This window comes from Frankia sp. RB5 (assembly GCF_059816245.1).
In genome coordinates, this window is sequence record NZ_JCBATA010000062.1 from 1 (window position 1) to 25,487 (window position 25,487).

16 protein-coding genes and 1 pseudogene are annotated in these 25,487 nt (G+C 68.9%); 8 read left to right on the forward strand and 9 right to left on the reverse strand.

Translation table 11 applies throughout. The annotated features are described in order from the left end of the window. Positions 1–479: 479 nt before the first annotated feature. Complete coding sequence (locus AC6EXY_RS26030; RefSeq protein WP_499817803.1) at positions 480–764, forward strand: ANTAR domain-containing protein; 285 nt, start codon at positions 480–482, stop codon at positions 762–764. Here AC6EXY_RS26030 and AC6EXY_RS26035 read toward each other — a convergent pair. Together AC6EXY_RS26035 and AC6EXY_RS26040 are read right to left on the reverse strand one after the other, a co-directional pair. Then, positions 761–907, reverse strand: a pseudogene (locus AC6EXY_RS26035) (phosphoketolase family protein); the annotation flags it as partial. The gene AC6EXY_RS26030 and the pseudogene AC6EXY_RS26035 sit on opposite strands and share 4 nt — an antisense overlap. 162 nt (positions 908–1,069) lie before the next feature. After that, positions 1,070–1,348, reverse strand: a complete 279-nt coding sequence (locus AC6EXY_RS26040) for a hypothetical protein (protein WP_101834384.1) — start codon at positions 1,346–1,348, stop codon at positions 1,070–1,072. A gap of 35 nt (positions 1,349–1,383) precedes the next feature. On the opposite strand from AC6EXY_RS26040, the gene AC6EXY_RS26045 reads away from it, so the two are divergent. Then, positions 1,384–1,911, forward strand: a complete 528-nt coding sequence (locus AC6EXY_RS26045; protein WP_101834382.1) for a DUF5994 family protein — start codon at positions 1,384–1,386, stop codon at positions 1,909–1,911. 129 nt (positions 1,912–2,040) lie between these two features. Further along, the gene (locus tag AC6EXY_RS26050) at positions 2,041–3,159 is read left to right on the forward strand and encodes a slipin family protein (RefSeq protein WP_499817786.1); all 1,119 of its coding nucleotides are present in this window, start codon (positions 2,041–2,043) and stop codon (positions 3,157–3,159) included. Here AC6EXY_RS26050 and AC6EXY_RS26055 read toward each other — a convergent pair. Together AC6EXY_RS26055 and AC6EXY_RS26060 are read right to left on the reverse strand one after the other, a co-directional pair. Continuing rightward, a complete protein-coding gene (locus AC6EXY_RS26055) occupies positions 3,083–3,718 on the reverse strand; it encodes a class F sortase (RefSeq protein ID WP_165818603.1) in 636 nt (211 codons plus the stop codon). The two genes, AC6EXY_RS26050 and AC6EXY_RS26055, sit on opposite strands and share 77 nt — an antisense overlap. Positions 3,719–3,795: 77 nt before the next feature. Further along, on the reverse strand, positions 3,796–4,617 hold the full coding sequence (locus AC6EXY_RS26060; RefSeq protein WP_165818602.1) for a CLIPPER-2 domain-containing protein: 822 nt from the start codon (positions 4,615–4,617) through the stop codon (positions 3,796–3,798). 684 nt (positions 4,618–5,301) lie between these two features. Between AC6EXY_RS26060 and AC6EXY_RS26065 the strand changes: the two genes are divergently transcribed. From AC6EXY_RS26065 to AC6EXY_RS26080, 4 genes are all read left to right on the forward strand, one after another. After that, positions 5,302–5,844 (forward strand): hypothetical protein, encoded by a 543-nt coding sequence (locus AC6EXY_RS26065; RefSeq protein WP_499842420.1) that lies wholly within the window; start codon positions 5,302–5,304, stop codon positions 5,842–5,844. A gap of 333 nt (positions 5,845–6,177) precedes the next feature. Continuing rightward, positions 6,178–7,050 carry a hypothetical protein gene (locus tag AC6EXY_RS26070; protein ID WP_243407978.1) on the forward strand — a complete coding sequence of 291 codons (873 nt, stop codon included), beginning with the start codon at positions 6,178–6,180 and terminating at the stop codon, positions 7,048–7,050. Positions 7,051–7,096: 46 nt separating this feature from the next. Then, positions 7,097–16,486: a beta strand repeat-containing protein gene (locus AC6EXY_RS26075; RefSeq protein WP_101834372.1), complete on the forward strand. Its 9,390-nt coding sequence runs from the start codon at positions 7,097–7,099 to the stop codon at positions 16,484–16,486. A 129-nt stretch (positions 16,487–16,615) separates the two neighbouring features. Further along, positions 16,616–17,350, forward strand: a complete 735-nt coding sequence (locus tag AC6EXY_RS26080; RefSeq protein WP_101834370.1) for a DUF11 domain-containing protein — start codon at positions 16,616–16,618, stop codon at positions 17,348–17,350. A 40-nt stretch (positions 17,351–17,390) separates the two neighbouring features. On the opposite strand, the gene AC6EXY_RS26085 is transcribed toward AC6EXY_RS26080, so the two are convergent. Continuing rightward, on the reverse strand, positions 17,391–18,827 hold the full coding sequence (locus tag AC6EXY_RS26085; RefSeq protein ID WP_133150845.1) for a hypothetical protein: 1,437 nt from the start codon (positions 18,825–18,827) through the stop codon (positions 17,391–17,393). Between the two features lie 337 nt (positions 18,828–19,164). Then, positions 19,165–20,292, reverse strand: a complete 1,128-nt coding sequence (locus AC6EXY_RS26090) for a hypothetical protein (RefSeq protein WP_165818601.1) — start codon at positions 20,290–20,292, stop codon at positions 19,165–19,167. 1,094 nt (positions 20,293–21,386) lie between these two features. Here AC6EXY_RS26090 and AC6EXY_RS26095 point away from each other — a divergent pair. After that, a complete protein-coding gene (locus AC6EXY_RS26095; RefSeq protein WP_207770520.1) occupies positions 21,387–22,376 on the forward strand; it encodes an ice-binding family protein in 990 nt (329 codons plus the stop codon). A 233-nt stretch (positions 22,377–22,609) separates the two neighbouring features. Here AC6EXY_RS26095 and AC6EXY_RS26100 read toward each other — a convergent pair whose 3' ends face one another. The 3 genes from AC6EXY_RS26100 to AC6EXY_RS26110 all read right to left on the reverse strand — a co-directional run bounded on the left by AC6EXY_RS26100 (position 22,610) and on the right by AC6EXY_RS26110 (position 24,420). Next, positions 22,610–22,813, reverse strand: coding sequence for a hypothetical protein (locus AC6EXY_RS26100; RefSeq protein WP_101834362.1), 204 nt, complete (start codon positions 22,811–22,813; stop codon positions 22,610–22,612). 1,017 nt (positions 22,814–23,830) lie between these two features. Next, positions 23,831–24,157: a helix-turn-helix domain-containing protein gene (locus AC6EXY_RS26105; protein WP_499817787.1), complete on the reverse strand. Its 327-nt coding sequence runs from the start codon at positions 24,155–24,157 to the stop codon at positions 23,831–23,833. Then, a complete protein-coding gene (locus tag AC6EXY_RS26110; RefSeq protein WP_341477269.1) occupies positions 24,154–24,420 on the reverse strand; it encodes a type II toxin-antitoxin system RelE/ParE family toxin in 267 nt (88 codons plus the stop codon). Before AC6EXY_RS26110 ends, AC6EXY_RS26105 begins: the two co-directional genes overlap by 4 nt. Positions 24,421–25,487: the final 1,067 nt, after the last annotated feature.

The window sequence follows — 25,487 nt, forward strand, 5'->3', positions numbered from 1 at the left end:
CCAGCACCGCGACCTGCGGTACTCGGCTCTGTGGCCGAAAACGGGCGTTCGGGGACGCCGCTTCGGAGAAACCGGCTGTGGACATTTCCACTGCTTTGGCCGCGTATCTCGCCGCTCTCACGGAATCGCTGGACGAGCCCGGCGCGGATATCTCACAGACCCTGCGGCAGTTCGCCGCCGATGCCAAGCTCGCCGTGCGCTCCTATCTCGGCCTCTCGGCCATACTCTCCTTCGGCGGACGGCGCACGAATTTCACCGCGCTCGAGGAAAGGGTCGAACCCGACGACATCCGTGCCTCGCTACGGATATCACTTCCACCGCACGTCTTCGGATCCGGAGATCCCGCGGCCACGGCTTTCCTGATCCTCTTCGCCGCGACACCCGGAGCGTTCCTCGACCTCGCGACCGATCTGAGCTGGCTCACCAGAGACGTCGACGGCCTCGGCAGCAGCGCCTTCGTGCTCGACGAGGACCTCGCGGTGCCACACGATCCGGCCGCGCCCGGCGGGCTGAAAGCCCTGTCGACCATCGACCAGGCCATCGGCGTACTGATCGGTCAAGGCAACACCCCCGAGCAGGCGCATCAGCACCTCGAGCAACTCGCCGCCGACACCCACGTCGACCTGCCCACCGCGGCCAGGACGATCCTGGGCGAACTGGACAGGCCGAGCGCGACCGGGCTGCGCGCCAACGATGGGCACCCGGCGCCCACACAGGGCGCCGGCCGCGGGGCGATGCCCACCCAGCCCTTACGAGACCCGTAGCGCCGATCCCAGCCGGGCGTCGTGCCCCAGTGCCCGAGCAGCCGCGGCTTCACGTGCCCGGCGCGCAGCGGCTCACGCAACTACGGATTGCCCATCAGGTAGATCTGGCCGACGGACAGGAAGTTCGCGGCCCGCCAACAGGCACACGGTCCTGCGCTGGGGTCTGCTCGCCACCGAGAACCAGGCCGGCGCGGGACCGGCCGTCGGCGGGAACCCGCTGGACCAGGCGCAGGTGAGGCCGGGGCGGGGACGCCTCCTGATCGGCACCGCACCGCGAGCCATCACCGAAGAGGACTCAGTTCGTCTCACATCGGCTCGGTCTTGCACGCGGGAAAGCGGTCGGTGATCGAGAACGACCAGGGATACACCGCGGCGACGCGAAAGCCCGTTCCACGCGTGCGACGGAGCACGGCGTCGGAGAGGATGAGGAGAAAAAGGTCGCGACCTGGATCCTCGACACGGTCCTCCGCGCCGGCAGCGACGGTCGTGATCGCGTGAATGCGAGGAATAGTGGTATGATAAAAGGTGACCGGAATTTCACGAGCGTAGACGCCACGTCGATGCCGGGCACCGGTCAGGGCCATCCGGCGGATCTCGTCGTCGGAGTTAGGCGGCCGTCATGACGACGGGTCAGATTACTGCACTTCTCGACCACGCGGAGTCGGCGCGGTTCGACGACGACGGCGCCCCCGCAACGCTCCAAGGCGCTGTGGTGGGCGCGCCCGCCGGAGCGACCCCCGGCGACGGCAGGCTGTCGTGGGCCCCGGCCCGCGGACAGGGATCGTTCGACGGTGCCTGGTGGCCGCGCAGCTGGCGCCTGACCAGCGAACTTCCCCCGCTCATCGCGGCACTGTCCACGGCCGGCGAGACGATCCGCCGGATGTCGGTCAACGGTGATACCTGGACGGATATCCCTCACTGGTTCACCGCGCTCGCCTACCCGCCGGTGAAGGTCAGCTGGTATCGCACACTCGACCCGCACACGGTCACGCTGTCCGGCGGTAACCGTCCGCGCCTCTTCCTCCTCGTGATCCCTCCCCAGACAGCCCTGGAAACGGCCGACGAGGTTCGCCGGATGGCCACGGCGGGCCGGCTGATCGGCCCAGCCGGACAGATACTGCGCCACGCGGGCGCGACGTCGCCGTAGGAATGCCGTAGGAATGCGCGCGGTGGTCTGCCCCTTTTTCCGTTCGCAGGGCGTGCCGGTCGAAGCGCTCCTCACGGCGCGACCGACGTATCGCGATTGCCATCAGTTGTCATCGTTTGGAGTTCCCCCATGGCGGCCCTGATCGCCGTTCTCGTCATCGTCGCCGTCCTGCTGCTCATCGGGGCCGCGATGTCGGCAAAAATCATCAAGCAGTATGAGGACGGCGTGTTGTTCCGGCTGGGCCGCGTGGTCGGTGAGCGCAACCCGGGCCTGCGATGGGTCATCCCGTTCGTCGACGTGATGCGCAGGGTGTCGCTGCGCATCGTCACGATGCCGATCCAGTCACAGGGGATCATCACCCGTGACAACGTCAGCGTGGACGTGTCCGCGGTCGCCTACTTCAAGGTGATCGACGCCGTCCGGTCCGTCATCGCGATCGAGAACGTCCACGCGGCCATCAACCAGATCGCCCAGACCACGCTGCGCAAGGTCGTCGGGCAGCACACCCTGGACGAGACCCTGTCGGAGACGGACAAGATCAACCTTGATATTCGCAAGATCCTTGACGTCACCACGGTCGCCTGGGGCGTCGAGGTCACCCTGGTCGAGCTGAAGGACATCCAGCTCCCCGACAGCATGAAGCGCGCGATGGCCCGCCAGGCCGAGGCCGAGCGGGAGAAGAGGGCAAAGATCATCAATGCCGAGGGTGAGGCTCTGGCGGCTGCCGCGCTGGGCGACGCGTCGGACACGATGATGGCACACCCCCTGGCTCTGCAACTGCGCAACCTGCAGAGTCTCGTGGAGATCGGCGTCGACAAGAACACCACCGTCGTGTTCCCCGCCCCCCTGATGACCACCATCGCCGAACTCGGCTCCTTCCTGGCCCGCGAGTCGGCGGCGGCACCCCCGCCCGCGGCGCCACTGGCATCGCACGGGGACACGGGCGAGGCCCCGGTCCCCTCGCCCGCAGGCGGACCAGCCGACGCCACCGAACGACCCCCCCGTGACCGAACCGCCGGCGAACTCGCCGTTGCCGGCATAGATGCCACCAGACGTAGGGTTTGCCCTTCTGGAGCGAGGCGAGGTAGACGGCCTTCACGCCGCACGCCGCACGCCTCCGCCGGGCGCCGGGCGCCGCGCGGAGGAAGATCGCGTTGTGTTCCTGGCTGGATTACGCGGGAACAGCGCTTACGTACACATTGTCGGAATAGGAGCCGACCCGAACGTCGAACGGTCCTCCGCAGGTGATCATGATCAGCTGGCGTGGGCCGCGAGGTCCGGCGAACGCCGTCGGGTCGACGCCGTCGGTCTTGGGACGAGCGAAGACCCGCAGAACCCGCCACGCGGTCTGTCTCCCGCGTGGGTCGCTGGTGAAGACGAGATCCCCGCCGTGCAGGTGGGCCAGGCGCCCAAACGCGAAGGGCGGCATTCCTCGCCAGTTCACGTGCCCGACGATCGTTACTTGTCCGGAACCGGCGTCCAGCGCCGCCGAACCGGACCACAGCCCGACCTCGGTTGGTGTCCGCGGCGGAACGAGGGTGCCGTTCTCCTCCGTGGCCTTGCCGATTCTGGCGGTGACGCCGAGCGCTGGTATCCGAAGGCTGGACGCCGGCAGATCTGCCCGGGGCCGCGGGCTCTGGAGTGTGCTCGCACCGCCGGGGCTCGGCAGCGGACCGGGCAGGTGCGGCCCGTCGGCCTCGGGCAATGGAGCGGCCGGGGGAGTGGGACTGGCTGGCCATCCCAGGATGACCAGCACGATCCCGACGAGGGCCAGGGCGCCGAGGGCCAGGGCGCCGAGGGCGGACACCGGACCGGCCGAGCGTCTCGGCGTCAGCGGTGACCCGCCGTGGCCGGCCGTCTGGCGGCGTTCCCTCGACGGCCGGGTCAACGCCGGCGTCTGGTCCGCCGGCTGGCGAGTACCCCGAGCGAGGCGAGCGCACCGGCGGCGGTGATCGCGCCGAGCAGGACCAGGGTGAGGCCACCGTGTCCGGGCGCGTCAGGCTGTCCCCCCGCCACGGCCACCGGCGGATGTGCGCGCTGTTGATCCTCCGCCGAGGACGGCAGGCCGCCCTGACTGTTCGGTGAACCGGGCCCGGCGGCGCCAGGGCCGCTACCTGAGCCGATGCCAGCCCCGCCTCCCGATCCGGCCCCGCCGGCCGCGGCGCCTCCCACCGCGGGCTCATCGGAACCGGGGCGGCCGCCAGGAGCGGCGGGGAACCCGAACACCCCCGGTGGGGGAAGGAAGATGACAGCGGGCTTTGCCCCCTGGATCCGCACGCTGGCGGATCCGGGCGGTGAGACGACCTGTCCACCCGGAGCGGTCGCGGACGCGGTCGCCACGTTGGTGACCACGCCCGCCGCGACATCCGCGAACGTGATCACATGATCGGGCACAGCGCAGGTCACAACCTGCTTCGGAACGAGGGGAGTGGTGGGACAGCGGGCTGGACCTGCCTCGGGGTCGCTCACGGTCAGCCCGGTGAGCATCGTGTCGCCGGTGTTCGACACCGTGATCGTCCAGCGCACCAGGTCACCTGTGTCGATCCGGCCATCGTGGTGGACGTCCACCACGATGCCGCGCTTCGTGACGGCCAGCGCGGGTGCCCCGGTGACAACGATGCCGACCGTGGTCTGGGACGAGCCGCCCGCCGCCCTGGCGGGCGGTCCCACCAGGGCGACCATCGCGGCCACCAGTCCGGTCACCATCAGTGACTTCGGCAGTGGCCGGTGCCGGAGGTCCCTCGGTGCCGCCTGGCCGGCCGAGTGGCGGCGGGTCGGCTGCTGGCGGCCGCTCATGACGTCGCCGATTCGATGGCGTGCTCGGCGCGACAGCCCCAGGGGAGTGCGGGGACGCGGACACCAGCGGCCCCAGGTACGAGGGAAAGCGGACAGCCCACCCAGTCCCGCAACGGTCCCACTCTCACAAGGTCCCCCACCCAGCGTCGTGGCCAGTTACTCAGCGCAACATAGCGCGGCTGTGTTCGGCGGCCAACTCGGCCGGCGCGGTCTGGTGACCGATGTCCGCCGAGGCGGCTGTCGGATGAACCCGCCCATGTGGCCACGTGCGTCCGGCCAGCCCCGCTTGGCCGTTTCCAGCCGGTGATCACCGCGTGGTTCTCGCCGTGCCTGCGCGGCGGCGGCGGGCTGCCGCCGAAATCGCGGCGGCGGCGGGGTTCGGCCGGAAACCGCCCTCGCGGAATGTCGTCCCGTTTGCCGACTCGCCGTCATGCCGACCAGCCCGATGCTTTTCAACTGGTTCGTCCAGTGCGGACGGCCGCGATGTTCACAGGGAGCGGGCCGGGCCGGAGCCGGCGCCGAAGGCGATCCTTGACGTCGATGATGGCGGTGCGAACACTCTCCGTAGTCACTTCGAGAGGAACGAGGCCTGGAATGTCGAAAAATCTCGGATCGTCTTCAGCGCTCAGGCGCGGACTTGTCCTGACGGCGAGTGTGGCTACGGTCATAGGAGGGATGGCCAGTGGAGCGAACGCGGTTCCGGGGCAGACGGCGACTCAGAGCACCACCGCAAACGTCGTCGTCGGCTCATCCATCACTCTGACCAATCTCGCCCCATCCTTTTCCTTGACGGGTAACCCGGGCGAGACCGTGACGACGACCGTACCGGTGACCATGACCGTCAGCACGAACAACAACGAAGGATATGCCGTGACCGTCGCGCCGCGGACGGCGACGTTGAACCCGGCCACACCGGGCAATACGGGTACCATTCCGATCGGTAATCTGAGGGTGCGGCAGGCGGGCACCACTCCCTTCAGCCCGCTGACGTTCGGTACGCCGGTGCAGGTGCACACACAGGCGACACCTTCTGCCGAGCTGGGCGACACCATCACCAACGACTACCAGATCACGATTCCGTTCGTCATCCCTGACACGTACTCCGCGGTCCTCGACTATGTTGCCACGACCCTGTAGTGATTGCATCTGCGGGCGGCCCGACTCGGTCATGACGGATAGCTGACCCGGCGCGGAACACGATTTCAACCACCAGAAGAGGGCGGAACGCATGGCGACGGTGCGACGGTGACCAGCCGGATTCGACCAGGCCGGCGCGTATCCGCCGTCGCGATGCTTCTGGTCTGGGGGGCGGCCCTGGGGGGCATGGGGCCTGCCGCTCTCGCATCGTCGTCCGCTCCTCCCGGACGGCCTTCGGCGGCTCCCGCGCCGACCCCGGACTTCGCGTTGACGGTGAGCCCGACAAGACTGGTAATTCCGCAGGAAGAGCTCTCGAGGGATCAGCACTTCGCGGTGAGCAACCATGGCCGGCTGCCCCTCGACATCGTGGTGAACCGGGCGGGTTTCACGTCCGGACGGGACGGAACCCTCCAGTTCCAGCGTGAGGAGGCGCCCTACTCGGCGATGACCTGGATATCGGCCAGCCCGGTGAAGTTCCACCTGGCGCCGGGAGCGCGCCAGGTGGTGGCCGTGCGGATCGCGGTTCCCAGGCATCCCGAGCCCGGCGACCACCATGTCGCGATGCTGTTCATGGTGCCGGCCGGCAAGGACAAGAACCAGATCAGGTTGAACCGGGGGATCGGGACTCCCCTCTACATCACGGTGCCGGGCCCGGTCGACGACACCGTGAAGATCCCCTCGCTGCGGGGGCCGCGGTTCGCTGTCGGTGGGCCCGTCGACTTCACGGCGACCTTCGAGGACACCGGCACCGTTCATCGTGACTTCCGCGGAAAGGGTCATCTCAACATCCGCGTCGATGGGCGTGACGTTGCTTTCCCGGACTTCACGGTGCAGCGGGATTCGACGCGGGAGGTCACCACACGGTGGGACGACCCGCCGCTCATGTGCGTATGCCATGCGGAGGTGGTCGTGCCCGGCCCGCGCGGGACCTTTCACACCGCGCGGGCGACCGTGGTCGTCTTCCCGGTGTGGCGGGCGATGGGGCTACTGGCCGGCATTCTTGCCGTATTCCTTCTTGGTGTGTTCGTGCGTCGGCGTTACCGAGACCGGGTGCTGACGGCGGCCCGGGCGCTGCGGCGTGAGGAGGAGCGTGCCGACCCACGCCGGCTCGGCCTGGGCGAAACCTCCGGCAATGCGGACGGTGCGCAGGTTGACGACATCCTGGGACCGGACCTCGGTCCCGAGGGCGACACGCCGAATCGTTAGCCGACACCTCCAACTACACTAGGCAACAGTATCTATACTCACAGTAATGAGCGGCGTAAGGGTATCCAGACGGCGGAGACCACCCTGGACGTCTGCGGCCATCCGGCATCGGCAGGCGTTCAAGACACTGGTCGTAATACTCGTCAGCCTGGTTCTCGCCGGCTCGATATCGGCGCTCACCCCGAACGCGGCCTACGCCGCCGGGACGGTGCTGTTCGACCAGCCTTTCCACAACAACACCCCCGACGGAATCGGCAACGTGGTCCTGCCCGCGCTGCCGACCGGTGCCGCCGGCTCGAACGTGGCCTGTCTCACCTCGCCTGGAAACTCGACCACCGGCGTCCTGCACAGCTGTCCGCTCTCGGATCCCTCGGGCGCGGGGAAACTGCGCCTCACCAACACCGCGACCTTCGTCGAGGGTGGGGTCTTCGGGGCGACGAGCGTGCCGACCTCGCAGGGCCTGGACGTCACCTTCAACACATACCAGTACGGCGGAACCCACGCGGACGGCTTGGCATTCATTTTGTCGGCGGTCAACCCGGCGGCCCCGACGGCACCGGCGAACCTCGGGCAGCCGGGTGGCGCGCTCGGATACACTCCCGCCAGCTCGAGCCTGGTAGGGATGAGCAACGGCTATCTCGGCATCGGCCTGGACGTCTTCGGGAACTACAGCAACAGCACGTACCAGGGCTCCGGGTGCACGAATCCCGCCTACATCTCCACCACGGGCGGGAGGGTGCCTGGCCAGGTCGTCGTGCGCGGGCCCGGCGCTGGACTTGTCGGATACTGCGCGATCAACAGCACGGCGACGACGACGGCGTCCCCTCCGGTGGCGTTGGGGGCCGCCACGCGCAACGCGTCGAAGGTGCCGGTGGAGGTGGTCATCAACCCCACCGCGCAGACCATCGTGACCAACAGCGGTGTCTCGGCGGCTCCCGGGACCTACAAGGTCGTGTTCACTCCGGTGGGCGGGACGGCCCGAACACTGCAGGGCGCGCTGCCCACCGTGCCCGCCGGCCTCTACCCGTCATCCTGGACCACCTCGGCCGGGATTCCGCGCCAGCTGGCGTTCGGCTGGGCGGCGTCGACCGGTTCGGTGACCGACTACCACGAGCTCGACGAGGCCCGGGTGGTGACGTTCAACCCGGTCCCGCAGTTGAACGTGGCGGCGACGAGCTACAACGGCCCGACCCCGCAGCCGGGTGACCCGGTCAACTACACGGTGACCGCCGGGGTCAGCGCCGGAGCCGACGAGGCGTCGCCGATCTCGGTGACGGAGACGGTACCGGTGAACGTCGTGCCGGTGGGAGCGTTCGGAACCGGCTGGGTCTGCCAGGCTCCGGTGGGGCGAAGTATCACCTGTACCAACAGCAACGGACCCTTCACGAACGGGACGACGCTCACCCCCGTCACCGTGGTGGCGATCGTGACTGGTTCCGGTGTCACGCCGGCGCTGATCCAGACGACCTCGGTCACCACCTCGTCCTCGAACGACGCGAATCCCGGATTCGCGGGCAGCACGACGGCGGGAACGGTACCGGCGACACCCACGTCCCTGGCCATCTCGCCGGCCTCGGGGACAGTCTCCGGCGGTGGTGCCGCCACGGTGACCGGCACCAACATCTCCGGCGCGACGGCGATCGAGATCGGGACGACGGCGCAGCAGCAGGCGGGCACGCCGGTGGTGCTGCTGCCGTGCCAGTCCGGCCCGGCCGCGGGATGCTTCACCGTGAACGGCGACGGATCGCTGCAGATCTCGTCGATGCCCGCGCGGACGAGCGCCGCGGCCGTCGGGATCACCGTCGTGACGCGCGGGGTGGCCGGGGTGGTCTCCTACGTCTACACGAGCGCCCCCGCGACACCGGCGGCTCCGAGCGCTACCGCGGGCATCACGAGTGCCACGGTCACCTGGGTCGCCCCGGCGAGCAACGGCAGTGCCATCACCGGATACGTCGTGACTCCCTTCCTGGGCGGGGTGGCGCAGACGCCGGTGTCCTACGACGCCTCGACGACCACCCGAACGCTGACCGGTCTGACCGCGGGCGGCTCATACACCTTCACGGTGGCGGCCGTCAACGCCGTCGGCACGGGCGCGGCGAGCCCGCAGTCGGCCGCCGTGGTGCCGTACGCGCTGCCGGCCGCCCCGGCGATCACGGCGGTGAGCGCGGGCAGCACGTCGGCGACCCTGTCCTGGACCACTCCGGCCAGCAACGGCAGCGCGATCACCGGCTACGTCGTCACCCCATACATCGCAGGCGTGGCACAGACACCCCGGACCTTCACGGGTACCGCCACCACACAGACCGTCAGCGGGCTGACCGGCGGCACGACCTACACCTTCCGGGTCGCGGCGATCAACGCGGCCGGGACGGGGCCCCAGTCGGCCGCCTCATCGGCGGTCACGATCAACAGCTCGCCCAGCCTGGCACTGCCACCACCACCGACGGGTGGCGTGGGCGCCGCGTACAGCGACCAGTTCACCGTCACCGGTGGCACCTCCCCGTACGTCTGGTCGATCAGCGACGGAAGCCTGCCGCCGGGTCTCAGCCTCAACAGCGCGTCGGGCCTGCTTTCCGGCACACCGGCAGCGGCCGGCAGCTATCCCTTCACGGTCCGGGTGGTGGATGCCAGCGGCCAGGCAGCGACGCAGAACCTGACGATCTCGATCGCGTCGGCGCCGACGCTGCCCTTCCCGCCGCCGCCGTCGGGCGAGGTCGGCGTGGTCTACAGCGACCAGCTGACCGTCTCGGGGGGAACGAGTCCCTTCGTCTGGTCGGTGAGCGCCGGTGCGCTGCCGCCGGGAGTCACCCTGAACACCTCGACCGGTCTGCTGTCGGGCACGCCGACCACCGCGGGCACGGCGTCGTTCGCGGTCCGCGTGGTCGACGCGCTCGGCCTGTCCGCGACGAAGACCGTCAGCCTCGTGATGGCGGCGCGGCCGACACTCGGGTTCCCCGCGCCGCCGGCGGCGCAGGTGGGTGTCCCCTACAGCAGCACCCTCGTGGTCACCGGGGGGACCGGGCCGTTCGCCTGGTCGGTCACCGCCGGGACGCTGCCGCCCGGGATCACCCTCGACCCGTCGACCGGCGTCCTGTCCGGCACCCCGACCACCGCCGGCAGCTACCCGTTCACGGTCCAGGTGACTGACGCGTTCGGGGTCACCGCCACCCAGGCGGTCACGCTGTCCGTCACGGCCGGCCCGATCGTCATCGTGAAGTCCGCCAGCGCGTCGTCGGTCGCACCTGGCGGGACGGTGAACTACACCATCACGGCGACGAACACGGCCGCCGCGGCGTATTCCGGTGTCACGTTCACCGACGCCCTGGCGGGAGTCCTCGACGACGCCGTCTACAATGCCGACGCGACCGCGACGACCGGCGCGGTGACGTTCACCAGCCCCAATCTCACCTGGACGGGAGACCTCGCCGCCGGGGCCGCGGTGACGGTGACCTACTCGGTGACGGCGGCGAACCCCGACACGGGCAACAAGATTCTCTCCAGCGCGGTCACCTCGCCGACGGTGGGGACGACCTGCCCCGTCGGAGGCACGGATCCGCGCTGCGCCAACGCCGTGACCGTCTCGATCCTGACGATCACCTCGTCGAGCACGGTGACGACGACCCAGCCGGGCCAGGTGGTCGGCTTCACCTACACGGCGGTGAACGACGGCCAGACCCCGTTCCCCAACGCGACCTTCACGGTCCCCCTCGGTGGCCTGCTCGACGACGCCACCTACAACCTGGACGCCCAGACCACCTCGGGAACGTTCGGGCTGGTCGGGGGTGACCTGGTGTGGCAGGGCAGCCTCGCCCCGGGGGCGTCGGTGACCGTGACGTCGTCGCTCACGGTGAAAAACCCCGACACCGGTAACAAGGTCCTGGCCGCGACCATCGTCTCGGCCACGCAGGGCAACACCTGCCCCGCCGGGGCGCCGGCGCCCGCCTGTACCTCCGTCGTGCCGGTGCTGACACCGGGCCTTTCGATCGAGACGACGGCGAACGTCGTCACGATCACGCCCGGTGGGACCATCACATACACCATCGCGGTGGCGAACACGGGTGAGACGCCCTACACCGGCATATCGGTCACCGACTCGCTGGCCCGGGTTCTCTCCGACGCGACCTACAACGCCGACGCCACCGCGTCCACCGGCTCCCTGTCCTACACGGCCCCCAACCTCACCTGGACGGGAGACCTCGGGGTCGGGGCAACCGTGACCATCACGTTCACGGTCACGGTGCTCGACCCCGATCCCGGTGACAAGGTGGTGGTCAACACCGTCACCTCGCCGGTGATCGGCAGCAACTGCCCGGTCGGTGGGAGTGATCCGGCGTGCTCCGCCACGGTCAACGTCCTCGTGCCCGACCTCACGATCGTGAAGTCCGCGAGCTCGCCGACCACGACGCCCGGCGGGGTCGTCACCTACACGGTGACCGTGACGAACTCCGGCCCGACCCCGTATACCGGTGCGACGTTCGCCGACTCGCTCAGCGGCCTGCTGGACGCGGCGACGTACAACGCCGACGTCACGGCGTCGACGGGTACCGCCAGCTACGCCGCGCCCACCCTGTCCTGGACCGGAGACCTGGCGCCCGGGGCTTCGGCGACGATCGTCTACTCGGTCACCACCAACGCCGTGAGCATCGGCGACGGGCTGCTGACCAACACACTGACCTCGTCGACCGTGGGCAGCAACTGCCCGGTCGCGGGCACCGACCCGCGGTGCACGGTGACGGTGACGGTGAGTCAATTGATCTTCGTGAGCTCCGCGAACGTCCCGTCGACCACTCCGGGGGGAGTGGTCACGTTCACCACCACCCTCAGCAACACGGGTCAGACCCCCTACACGGGCATCACCGTGCCGTTCAGCGGCGCCGACCTCGTGGACGACGGCACGGGAACCGGCGAGCAGACCGCCAGCTCCGGGACCCTGGTCGTTGGGGATACGAGCGCGGCTTGGACGGGAGACATCCCGGTCGGCGCGACGATTACTTTGGCGGGAAATGTCCGGGTCAACAACCCGGACACCGGCAACCGGCTCCTGACCCTCAGCGTCACCTCGAACCTGCCCGGTAGCAACTGCCCGGACGGGGGCAGTGACCCCCGGTGCACTGCCACCGTCCCGGTCCTGCTCCCCGGGCTGACGATCGCGACCTCGGCGAACGCCACGTTCACCGTTCCGGGCGGCACGGTCGGCTACACGATGACCCTCACGAACAGCGGTGAGACCCCCTACACCGGCGCCACCGTCACCAACTCGCTCGCCGGCCTGCTCGACGACGCCACCTACAACGCGGACGCGGTGGCCTCGGCCGGCTCGGTCGGCTATGCCGCACCGGTGCTCACCTGGACCGGGGATCTCGCCGTCGGCGCGGTGGTGACCGTGACGTTCTCGGCCACCGTGCTCGTTCCCGACCCGGGCGACAAGCTGCTGGTAGCCGCCGTCACGTCGAACGAGGTCGGGAACACCTGCCCGCCGGCCAGCGGAAACCCCGCCTGCTCGACGAACGTCGCCGTTCTCACCCCGGCGCTGACGATCGCGCAGACCACCGGCAGCGCCACCGCGGTACCGGGGGCGACGCTCACCTACACGATCACGGTGACGAACTCCGGCCAGACGGCCTACCCGGCCGCCACGTTCAGCACCTCCCTCGCCGACGTCCTCGACGACGCGGTCTACAACGCGGACGCCACGGCGTCGACCGGCACGGTCTCCTTCAGCACCCCGACCCTGTCCTGGACCGGCAGCCTCGATCCGGGTGCCAGCGCCACGATCAGCTACACGGTGACGGTCCACAACCCGGATACGGGCAGCCAGTCCCTGACGAACACGATCGTCTCGTCGTCGGCGGGATCGAACTGCCCGTCCGGCGGCTCCGACCCGCGATGCACCGCGACGGTGACGGCCGTCACGGCGGCGCTGCTGACGTTCACCAAGACCGCGGGGGCACCCTCGGTGGCCAGGGGCGGGACGGTGACCTACACGATCACGGTCACGAACGCGGGCGTCACGCCGTACCTCGGGGCGGCCTTCACCGATGACCTGGGCGACGTCCTGACGAACGCCACCTACAACGCCGACGCGGCCGCCTCCGCCGGCACGGTGACCTACACGGCGCCCGTGCTGTCCTGGACCGGCGACGTCCCCGCATCAGGGACCGTCACCATCACCTATTCCGCCCTGGAGCACGGGGGCGGCGACGACATCCTCGTGAACTCGGTGGAGTCGAATTCGGTCGGGAGTAACTGCCCGGTCGCGGGCACCGACCCGCGGTGCACGGTGACGGTGACGGTGAGTCAATTGATCTTCGCGAACTCGGCGAACGTCTCGTCGACCACTCCGGGGGGAGTGGTCGTGTTCACCGTCACCTTCAGCAACACGGGTCAGACCCCCTACACGGGCGTCACCGTGCCGTTCAACGGCGCCGACCTCGTGGACGACGCCACGCCAACGGGCGAGCAGACCGTCAGCTCCGGGACCCTGGTCGTGGGGGGGACGGGCGCGGTCTGGACGGGAGACATCCCGGTCGGTGCGACGATTACTGTGACGGGAAGTGCCCGGGTCAACAACCCGGACACCGGCAACCGGCTCCTGGCCTTCAGCGTCACCTCGAACCTGCCCGGTAGCAACTGCCCGGACGGGGGCAGTGACCCCCGGTGCACTGCCACCGTCCCGGTCCTGCTCCCCGGGCTGACGATCGCGACCTCGGCGAACGCCACGTTCACCGTTCCGGGCGGCACGGTCGGCTACACGATGACCCTCACGAACAGCGGTGAGACCCCCTACACCGGCGCCACCGTCACCAACTCGCTCGCCGGCCTGCTCGACGACGCCACCTACAACGCGGACGCGGTGGCCTCGGCCGGCTCGGTCGGCTATGCCGCACCGGTGCTCACCTGGACCGGGGATCTCGCCGTCGGCGCGGTGGTGACCGTGACGTTCTCGGCCACCGTGCTCGTTCCCGACCCGGGCGACAAGCTGCTGGTAGCCGCCGTCACGTCGAACGAGGTCGGGAACACCTGCCCGCCGGCCAGCGGAAACCCCGCCTGCTCGACGAACGTCGCCGTTCTCACCCCGGCGCTGACGATCGTGAAGTCGGCGAGCGCGGCGTCGACGGTGCCCGGCGGCACCGTGACCTACACGATCGCGGTGACCAACTCGGGCCAGACGCCGTACACGGGCGCCGTCGTCAGTGACGCCCTGGGCGGGGTCCTCGACGACGCCACCTACAACAACGACGCGTCCGCGTCCGTCGGCACGGTCGGTCTTGTCAGTCCGACGTTGACCTGGACCGGGGACCTGAATCCGGGCAGCTCGGCCACCATCACCTATTCGGTCACGGTCCTGGCGTCGGGTGCCGGCGACGGCGACGGCGAGCTGGTGAACACCGTCAGTTCCACCGCGGCGGGCAACAACTGCGCCACCGGGAGCACCGACCCGCGGTGCTCGGTGTCCGTGCCGGTCGGCGCGCTCACCATCACCTTCGCGTCGAACGTGTCCACGGCGATCCCCGGGCAGGTCGTCTCCTTCACGCTCATCGCGGCCAACGCCGGCCGGACCTCCTATACGAACGCGGTGGTGAATGCTGCCTTCGACGGGCTGCTGGACGACGCGGACTACAACAGTGACGCCGTCGCCACGTCAGGAGTCCTGAACCTGGATCCTGCCATCGGGCGCCTCATCTGGACGGGCGACCTGGCACCCGGCCAGTCGGTGACCATCACCGGGTCTGCCACGGTGAAGAGCCCTGATCCCGGCGACAAGACGGTGACCATCGTCGCGTCGTCCTCGACCGCCGGGAGCAGCTGCCCGCCGGGAAGCCCGAACCCGGACTGCACGGTGACGGTCGACATCCTCACCCCGGCACTCACCATCGCCAAGGCCGCCGACACGACGACCACGACTCCCGGCAGCGTCGTCACCTACACGATCACCGTGACGAACAGCGGAGAAAGCCCCTACACGGGCGCCACGGTCAACGACGACGTGAGCGGTGTCCTGAATGATGCCGTGTACAACAACGACGCGAGCGCCACCGACGGCACGGTGGCCTTCACGGCGCCGACGCTGAGCTGGACAGGCGACCTCGCGGTCGGTGCCAGCGCGACGATCACCTATTCGTTCACGGTCAACGACCCGGACCTGGGTGACCGGGTGTTGCTCAACGTGGTGACCTCTGATGCGCTGGGCAGCACCTGCCCCAGCGGTGGCGGCGGCGCTCCCGCCTGCGGCGGCGTCGTCGTGGTGCTCGTCCCCGCGCTCACCATCACGAAGACCGCCGCCACCGGCACCGGGAACGCGACCGTCGTCGCGGGCAGCCCGATCGACTACACCGTCACCGTCCAGAACACCGGGCAGACGCCGTACACGGGGGCCTCGTTCACCGACGACCTCGCGGAGGTGCTCGACGACGCCGCGTACAACGGTGACGCCGCGGCGAGCACCGGCGTGGTCGGTTTCACCTCGCCTGACCTGACCTGGACGGGAGACCTCGCCGTCGGCGCGACCGCGACCATCACCTACTCGGTGACCACCGCGCTGCCCGCGAACGGCAACCGGCTGGCCAGCAACGCGATCGCCTCGACCACACCCGGCTCCACCTGCCTGGTCGGCGAGGGTGCCGCCGCCTGCACGACGACCACCGCGGTACTGGTCCCGGCCCTGACGATCACCAAGACGGCGGACCAGACCGGTGCCGTCGTCGGCTCGACCGTCCAGTACACGATCACCGCGACGAACACCGGTGAGGCCGCCTACACCGGCGTGACCATCTCCGACGACCTCGCCTCGGTCGTGGACAAGGCGGTCTACAACGCCGACGCGACCGCCACCACGGGCGCGGTCACCTATGCGGCGCCCGCGCTGACCTGGACCGGGAACCTCGCGGCCGGCGCGGCCGTGACGATCACCTATTCGGTCACGGTCGACGACGCGGCGACACCGGGCGCGACACTGATGAACCGGGTGGAGTCGGGGGCCGCGGGCAGCACCTGCACAGGCGCCGGCGAGGAACCAGTGTGCACGACGTCGATCACGATCCTGGCACAGAGCCTCACTCTCACCAATCTCACCAGCGCCTTCACCCTGACGGGAGAGCCGGGCAGCACCGCCACCCAGGACGGGGCGGTGACCATGACCGTCACGACGAACAGCACCGACGGCTACACGGTCGCGGTCCAGGGCGCCTCGCCGACGCTGACGGCCGCGACACCCGGCAACGGCGACACCATTGCGGTGGGGTCCCTGCTGGTCCGGGGGCCCGACACGTCGGGATTCCAGCCGCTGTCGGACGTCGCAGCGGTGGGGGTCTACTCCCAGGAACAAGCCTCCGCGCCGGACGGGGACGCGGTCAGCAACGACTATGCGATCGACATACCGTTCGTCACCTCCGACACCTACTCCACCACCCTGGACTACATAGCGGCCACACGGTGAGCGGATGTCCCGAGCACCGGGCAGCCGTTCGCCGGGGGACTGTCGGGCTTCACGGGAACCGGCACCGGCCGCCGCGGGGATACCGGTCCACCGTTCCACCGCTGACAGGCCGATCGGAAAGAGACTGAGATGAGCGTCCTGTGCCTCAGGAAGGTACGCGCAGGTGTGGTCCTCGCCGCCGCGCTGCTCGGCGGGCCCCTGTTCACCTTCGGCATGCTTGCGACGTCCGTTCCCGCCCTCGCGGCTGACGCGCCATCGCCGCCGGACGAAGACGCGGCGGGCGTGGACCTGGCGATCGGGATCGATGACGGGCATACCAGTGTCGCTGTGGGGGACCGCGTCACCTACACAGTGAAGATTCGCAATATCGGCACCGTTGACGCCGACGACCTGGTTGTCACCCAGACGCTTCCTGCCGGCGTGCGATTCGGTTCGGCCGATCGCGACGGTGTCATCAGCGCCGGGACAGTCACCTGGCACACGGATCTGGCGGCCGGGCGGGACACCGCGGTTGTCGTCCACGGGGAGGTGGCGAAGCTGCCGCCCGGCCAGCTACGGCTTGCCTCCGTGGCGTGCGCGACGGCGCACGGCGACTCCAGACCGATCGTCTGCGCCGCCGATTCCGACCGGCTGCCCGCGGGCGGGGCCGCGGGAGCATCGGGCGCGGGCTCCCATGCCGCCGGCGGTCCGCCTGGATGGCTCGTGACGTTGTACGTCGGTGCGGGTGTCGTCGCGGCGCTGCTCGTCGGCATTGTCGCGAGGCGTCGATGGTCGTCTCGCAGACGGGCACGACCCCGCCCTGACGACCAGTGGGCGGTGGCGCCGGGCCCCGGCCTCGACGAGGAAACCCACCAGGACGCATAGCCCGGATCCGAGGCGACCACGGCGCGGTGAGTGGCTCGGCTCAGGCCGGCCTGGGGGCGATCGTGGTGTTGTCGCCGGCTCGTCCGCCGCTCACGATGACCCGCGTTCTCCCGAATCGGTGCAGCAGCCCGCGTACCAGGAGGACCCAGGTGGCTACCGCGGCGAAGACGCCCCAGGCGACTGCGGGCGGGTGACCTTGTGCGACCGTCACGACGGCGAACCCTCCGGCGATGGTTCCGGTTGCCGCGAGCGCCAGAGCGCCAATCCGGAGGCGGTGCCCGGCGGCGGCCGTCGAGAGCCGACCGCGAGGCCGGACGGCAGCCGCCGCTACGCCGAGCGTGCCTGCGGCGACCAGTATGCCGTAGATGAGCAGGTCACCGAACCCGACCATCGCGACGGCGAACAGGCCGAGGACGGTGGTTGTCACGGCCCGAGCGGCTCGTACGACGGGAGCGCGCCGCTGGCGGTGGCTGCCGCGGGTGAGCCGGCGTGCCTGCACGGAGGATGTGACGAGTAGCAGTGCCAGCCAGCCGACGATGGCCAACAGGCACCAGGGTGAGACGACCCAGACGTTGGCCGTTACCGTGATGGACCGGGTTGTGGACGGGTCCGCGTGGTAAGACACGACTGCGGCGAGTCGGGTCTGGCCGAGGCCGAGCGGGAAGGCACCCCAGGAGATCTCCTGGTCGGCCCATTTGCCAGGCATGAACAGCTGCGGAGGTTGCCGCCGGTTGTTGTCGAGGCGCGGGGTGTGCCCGCGCAGGACGGCGTGGCCGATACCGGTCGGGCGCAGGTCCGCGGTCACCTCGTTGAAGGCGAACAGACTGGACGGGCCGTCGTTCGTGACGCGTAGCGTCACGTTCCCGCGGGTGGCGAGTTGCGCGTGGCCCAGCACCGGCAGCCGCCGGCCGAGGTCCTTAAGACGCACGCTGGCATGTTCGTGGGTGTCACCGGGGACCCGCAGCGTGACCAGCGCACCCAGCTGGTTGAGCACCGTGACCCCGGGGCCACCGACCAAGGGTCGAACGAGGAAGCCGAGCAGATAGCCACCGGGCGCCATGGCGGGAGGGACGGCGACCTTCACGTCTATCGATGTCGTCGAGCCGGGGCTGGCGACGAACCGGGACGGGGACCAGGAGACGCCGGAACCGAAGCGGGGGTCCGGTGAGTCCTCGAAGACCAACTGGCCGTTGTTGCCCGGGATCGGCATGGCTGGGCCGATCCCGACCGGGACGGCATCGTGTCCTGGGTTGGTGACCAGGAAGTGAGCGAGGGCGGTTTGGCCGGGAACCGCCAGTGTTGGCATGCCCGGCGGGTCGAAGGTCACCTGTAGCCGTGGACTGCGCGGTGCTGCCGTTGCGCCGGGCGGGGCGGCCTGCGCGCGGGCTGGTACGCCGATGCCGAGGACCACCGTCGCCATGGCGGCGGCCGTCGCGGCGGCTCGGATCCGGCCGTGGTGGTGCCGTATGCGTGTCACGCCACATTCTCCAGTCCCCCAATCTCGCCCGCCCCAATCTTGCCCGCAATTTATTACGACGCAAGGAGGCAGCCGCCGAGAAGGGGGCGCAGGTCAAACATCCAGGCTAGCGGATTGATCGACGTTCTCTGGTATAACATTATTTGTGCAGTAGGTTGTGTTTCCTTCCGGTCTGGCCATTATTTCTGACGTTCCGATCAAGATGGTCACGCCCCTGCGATGGGTTTTGTCGGTCTGCCTGCTGAACAGGTACCAAAATAGGGGTGTGCCCGACCTGTTCGGTCAGGCACACCCGCCGGCATGGCCGACCGGAACTTGTCGTATGCTGACTGCTATTTTAGGTGTAGGAGGGTGTAACCGTGTATGTGATGATTCCGTGGAAGGCGCCGGAAGGCTGGCTGAAGTCCACCTTGATCTGGTTGTTGAGGGCGAGCGTGTCGAGACCACCGTTGGTTCCGGCGGTTGCCGTCACAATTGTTTGTGGCGTGGTCGGGTCGTATCCGACATATTTGCTTGAGGTGTACGGGGTACTGAGAGCCGCGCCGGAGCTGGAGCTCGGGGTCAAGGTGGCCTGAGCGGCGAACTTGTTCACGGTCAACGTGGCGGACCCGGCGGTACTTTCTTCCGCCACAAACGTCGGGTTTGGAGCCAGGGCCGCGGCCAGCGTGTAGCCGTTGCCGGCGTTCGTCTGTACGGTCAGGGTGACTGTCTTGGCGGCGACCGGGCCTGCTGGGGTACCGGGGACCGGCTGCAGGGTGAATGCGGGGGTGTCGTTCGTGAAGATCAGCGAGCGGCCGAGCAGGATGGTCACCGCGGTGTTCGAGTCACCGAAGTTCACGTTCCCGCTGGTGCCGGTGTCGATCGTCGCGGGTCCGGCGGCCCGCGTCTCCACCGTCGAGGTGACAGGTGGCGGGCTGGGCGTGGTCGTGTTGGTGAACCCGCCGAACTGGACGAAGATGGGCGTGCCGACGGGAACCGCAGCCGGGGTGGTCACCGTGTAGGTCACGGTGTCCGAGGCCAGGGCGACGGTTCCGGCACCGAGCCCGAAGACGTTCGTGACCGTCGGCGTGCCGGTCGTGCCTGCCGGGACGGTGAACGTCACCGACGCGATGGTTCCCGCAGTCAGGGTTGTGAAGCTCCAGGTGTAGGTCACCCCGGTCGCGCCCGTGACGTTGTTGTCGACCGACCAGGCCACGTCGGTGAGGGTCGCCGCCGAAGCAGTCCCACCCGACACCACCAGTGCACCGGCCAGCACCGCCCCAATGGTCATCAACCTGGCGATGACCGGCCACCCACCCCCGCGTTTCCACGATTTGTTTCTTCGTCCCAGGTCGAGATACATGGGCATCGCGTTCCATCCTTCCGTGTCAGTTACGCTGCCCGAGCGCCGTCGCCCGTGTGGCGACGACCCGCGGGCACTCCCGGAGCCTGCTGCCCCGGAGAGGATTTGGGTGGTCCGGCGCATGGTCCGGTGCGGGTGCCCGGGTACACGCAGGATTCGTGACCGCGGTCATCGGTACGAGGTCGGATACCGGTGAAAAGCGCGCAGCGAGCACACCGTCCGCTGCGCTCAGGACATTCATGGCCATCCACCCTCCGGCTTTCGGAGCTCCGCCGGACGCCGGGCACGGCCACCTTCACTCACCAATCAGCGTTGCCAGGGTATCTGCGGCACACCTTGCTGCTCTGGCAGTTCCCGGTCGGCGTTTCCCGGCTTCGGTCGCCATCTCGTCAGTGTCCCGACAAGAGGCGCCGTGGTGGCACAGCAGGCAGCCACTCGCTCGTCCCGCGAAGAAAGGTTCCGGACGCGATCGATACGCCGAATTCCATGGCATCCCGGAGAGAGATCTGTTTGTGTTGCGGCGTCGCTCGGGATGCCATTGTGGCGGCCTGCCCACCGTCCGGGACCAATGCCGCGGATTCAAGCGGTTTGGTGCAGGCGGCTCGGGATGGGGAGCTGTTGGGTGGCTTCGCCACCGGTCTGCAATGTGAGCGGGCGCGCGGAGTGATGACGTTCGGATAATGATCGGCGTGTGGGTGCTCTGGTCGGCAGGTAGGGGTCACCAACATCGCCGCCGCGTTACGGCACCACGCCCGACACGGGTCTTCGCCGCGGTGACCGAGAGCCAGGCATGAGCGAGCATCGCCAGGGTGATGTGCCGGTACCAGGCGTGGTACATCCGGACCTGGAAGTGGTCGAGACCGGCCTCGTTCTTCGCCGCCTGGTGCCAACGACAGGCTCTCCGTCCTCTACGAGCTCCTCGCCCTACACGGTGTCAGATCCGGACAGGATGACGGCCGTCGTCGACGATACGACCGGCCGGGATGCCAGCCGGTCGGGAACGGGCGCCAGATCAAGCGGAGGTACGGACGGAAGACTCGTCGATTGACCAGCCACCTACACTACCTTAGGTAGTCATATCGCTACTATGAGATATCTAGCGGTCGAGCCGTTCGACCACGCATTGACCCCGAGGGAATCTCATGATCGCGGCTAGCCTTCCCACTGGCTCCATCGACAGAAACCGGGTCAGATCCCAGCTGATCCGCGCATTCTCCGTGGTCGGTACGACCACCGTCCTGATTGGGGCGATCGGGCTGGTCGGAGCCTCGGCCGCCAGCGCGGCCACCCCGACCGTCTCACTCGGCGCCGCCGCGAGCTACGCGGTTCTCGCCGGGTCGACAATCACCAACACCGGAACCACCAAGGTGGATGGCGATCTCGGACTGAGCCCAGGTACCGCCGTTACCGGGTTTCCGCCGGGGCAGGTGACCGGGGCAACCCACAAAGCCGACAGCGCCGCGCTGCAGGCCAAAAACGACCTGGGCACCGCCTTCGACGCCGCCGCCACGATCCCGACCACCGCCACCATCCCGGTGGAACTTGGCGGAACCACCGAAACTTCGGGTGTATACGACTCCCCTGCGGGCACATTCGGGATCACCGGAACGTTGACCCTTGACGCTCAGGGCGACCCGAACGCCGTCTTCATCTTCAAGGCGGCCTCCACCCTCATCACAGCGTCCGCAAGCAACGTGAAGCTGGTCAACGGTGCCCAGGCCTCCAACGTCTTCTGGGTCGTCGGTAGCTCCGCGACCCTCGGCACCTACTCCATTCTCAGCGGCAACGTCCTCGCTCTGACCTCCATCACCGTCACCACCGGCGTCGCGGTTGACGGCAGGATCCTGGCCCGCAACGGCGCCGTCACCCTGGACACCGACACGATCACCCGCCCGATCGGCGTCCAGGGACCCGTCAGCACCACCACCAACCTGACATCCTCGCTGAACCCCGCGCCGACGGGGCACTCCGTCACCTTCACCGCCGTCGTGTCAGCGGGCACCGGCACGACCGTCCCCGCCGGCCTGGTCGCATTCACTGACGGGCACGCGCTCATCGACGTCGTTGCCCTCGACAACAAGGGCCAGGCGGAGTTCGTCACCTCCGCCCTGAACGCTGGCCTCCACCAGATCAAGGCGATCTACATCGGCACCACCGGATTCACCGGAAGCGTCTCAACCCTCATCTACGAACTCGTGGGCCACTAAACCCGGTGCCGTCCGCGCCGACGAATACCGGCGCGGGCGGCGACATCCGTTTCTTGGAATCAGCGGCCTGGCTTCAGGGGCGGGCGGCGTTGTGTGGCGCGGTCGGGTGCGGCAGCGCTGCTGGAGTGCCAGGATCCGCACCTTCGCGACTGAGCCGGCCGACACCGCCGAGGACGGCCGGCTCAGGCGCGGTCGCCGCGGCAGCAAAGACGCTGGTCAGCAACTCGGCGAGATCAACCACGGCGCGTTGATGGACCGGGTAAGGAAACGGGTCGCGGAATGCCCCCGGCGTCGAATTTCCAACGGTCGTGGGTCAGCACGACGGCTTGGCCGTAGTCGATCTGGTGAATCGCACCGATCCGGGTCGATCGGCCGTCGGCAAGCAGCTCCGACCGCAGTAGCGAGCCGGCGCCGACACCGGGAATGAAGTCCATCATTCTCCGCCCCCTTCTACCACCCGCCAAGCATCCTTGCGAAGTCTAACGGCAAGATCAACGATTCGGTAGCGGGCCTCGGATGAGAGCGACATGCAGGGGCTGGCACCTGGGTAGGCCGCCTACTGCAAGGTTGGGTCGCCGAATTGGGTCCGTTCATGAGAAGGCGTCGTCGAGCGGCGGCCGATTGGTGGTTCTTCCTGACTGACCCGCCGCCAGCCGGAGGCCAGGGCATGGGGGCGGATGTCGTTGGGGTGCCATGCCCAGCGCCGCGCGGTGAGCAGATCGAACGGGTCGTGCAGGACTACGCCGCCTGTGATGCCGGCCGGGATCTGCGTCGGGCCAGCACGCCGACACCGCGGCGGCGGTAGCCGACGTCGACGGCCATCCAACGCATCCACCGCCCAGTGCGACTCCCCCCTGATCACCGCGCCAATCCCACGCACTCACTGGGCAGCAGCCCGGCGATCATATGCACCGTATGCGGCACCCCGATGCCCAGGCGTCTCCACCTCGCCCACGGTCAGACTCGGCCGCAGGACCCGCTGCCTCAGACGACCGTCTCCTGGGCAGCGACGCGGCCCCGCCCCGCGTCTGCTCGCCGTCTCGGGCTGGTCCACGGCCGCGCACCGCGGTGGTGAGGTAGCCGTCGACCAGCTGTCGGACGAGGAGTTCCTGCGCCAGGTGCGGGAGTTTGGGGCGTTGCCACCGGAGGTCACCGAGGACGGCACGGTGGCCGAGAGGTGATGCGCCACGAGGTCGCACCGAGCGCGATCTGACCCGATCCGGTCGGGCGACGTCGAGCCATGTGCGGAGAGCCTGACGGATGACGTCGCTGGCGTTGGTGTGCTCGGCCTGGCCGCGCGGGGCGGTGAGCGCGGCGCGCGGTTCGAGGTCGAGGCGGACGGGGACCACCTCGCATCGGATCGAACGAGCGTTCCGCGTACCTGGTGGATTCGGTGACCCCTGGTGTATCTACCGACCGTGATCGTGGCTGCGGCGACGCCAGGGCCGACACCTTTAGCCGACAACGAGCCGTTCCCCACCAAAGTCCGCGATGATCTCAAGATGCCCACCGAGCGCCTTGACATAGGCGGCGAGGGTGCGCAGCTCGCTGGCGTCGACGTTGGCCCGCTCGATGGCGGAGACGCGTTCCTGTCGAACGTGCATGCGGTCGGCGACGTCTGCCTGGGTGAGGCCCAGACGCCGGCGCATCTCGGCGAGCCGATGAGCGCGGTTCTCCGCCACGAGCCGCGCCGCCCCCGCCTCGACCTCGCGGCGGTCGGGCTCGTCGGGGAAGAACTCGGCGAGGAACCCGTCCTTGTCGTACTCGTGGGCAGAGCTCATGCGTCACGCTCCTTGAGGTGGTGGGCGTAGCGGGCTTCGGCGAGTGGGATCGCCCTTTCGTACCAGGCTGACCACTGTCCGGCCTTGTCTCCGGCAACGAGCAGGACCGCGCGACGCGCCGGGTCGAAGACGAACAGGATGCGGACCTCACTGGCTCCGCTTGAGGCGGGCCTGAGCTCCTTGAGGTTGTGGAGTCGTGAGCCCTTGATCCGGTCAACAAGTGGCCGCCCCAGGCTGGGGCCTTCGTCGAGGAGAGCGGTCACAGCCTGTCCGATTCACCCAGGTCAGAGGCTGATCAGAAAATGAGTGGGCCGTCAGGGACTCGAACCCTGAACGCACCGGTTAAAAGCCGGATCGATCACGGGCCGGACGATGCCGAATGATGCCGGATATGCCCTCCCACCAGCATGTTTCACGATCTGTAGTGCCGGGGCATGCCGGGAAGGTTCGCGTTTGACCGCGCGGTCCGTGCCCACACCGTGCCCACAATGATCATGCGGTACCAGGCCCGGTTTCTCGGTGGGGGAGCCGGGTCACCGGACGGGGTGCGTGGCCGGCAGGTCGGAGGTGCGTCCGAGAGATCGACAGCGCATCCTGGGTGACGTTCGTCGTGCCATGGCGGTGGCAGTGGGCCGGGCATGACGGAGGTGGCAGAAAGGCTGCTCTGCCGCCTGGACAAGACCGCGATGAGTGCCGGCGGGTGTCAGTCGGTAGTCCCTGCGTGCCAAGCGACCGTCGGCCGGATCTTGGCTGCGGTCGCACCACCAGGTCCGCGGGGGCAACCTGCGGGGGAGAGGATTCCACGACCAGCGGGGCGGGTGACAGCGGGACGCACGGGGACGAGGCGCGGCGGCGGCGTAAGGCGCGCGACGTCGAGTACCGTGCCGCCTTGGGCGTTCCGGCCGGAAGCGCTCTGCCTTCGGTCGTGGGCCCTGTCGGCGGTTCCCGCGGCGGCGGCCACGGTCACGCCGGCCGGATCAACCTGACCACCAGCGGCCGACCGGCTGGATGGCGCCATCCCACGCGGTCACGGCGCCGACATCGACGACACTGGCAGCGAGGTGATCACAATGGCGAGCAAGGGCAGTGCTTGTCGGCCCAGGGTCAAGTTCCTGTCGTGCCCGCTCACATGGCCCGACCTCGCTGTTGGCGGCACGACCGCCTCGACCGGTGAGGGCGACTAGCCCGGGGGCTTTCGTTTCGTGTGTCCAGCAGGCCGGAGGTGACGCCGTGTAGCTGCTGATCCCCCGTTCGTAAGCTCGTCTGTCAAGGGCCATTGGGATGTGCCCGGTGACGGTCACGAGACCTGCCCGGTAGTGGCCACCAGATC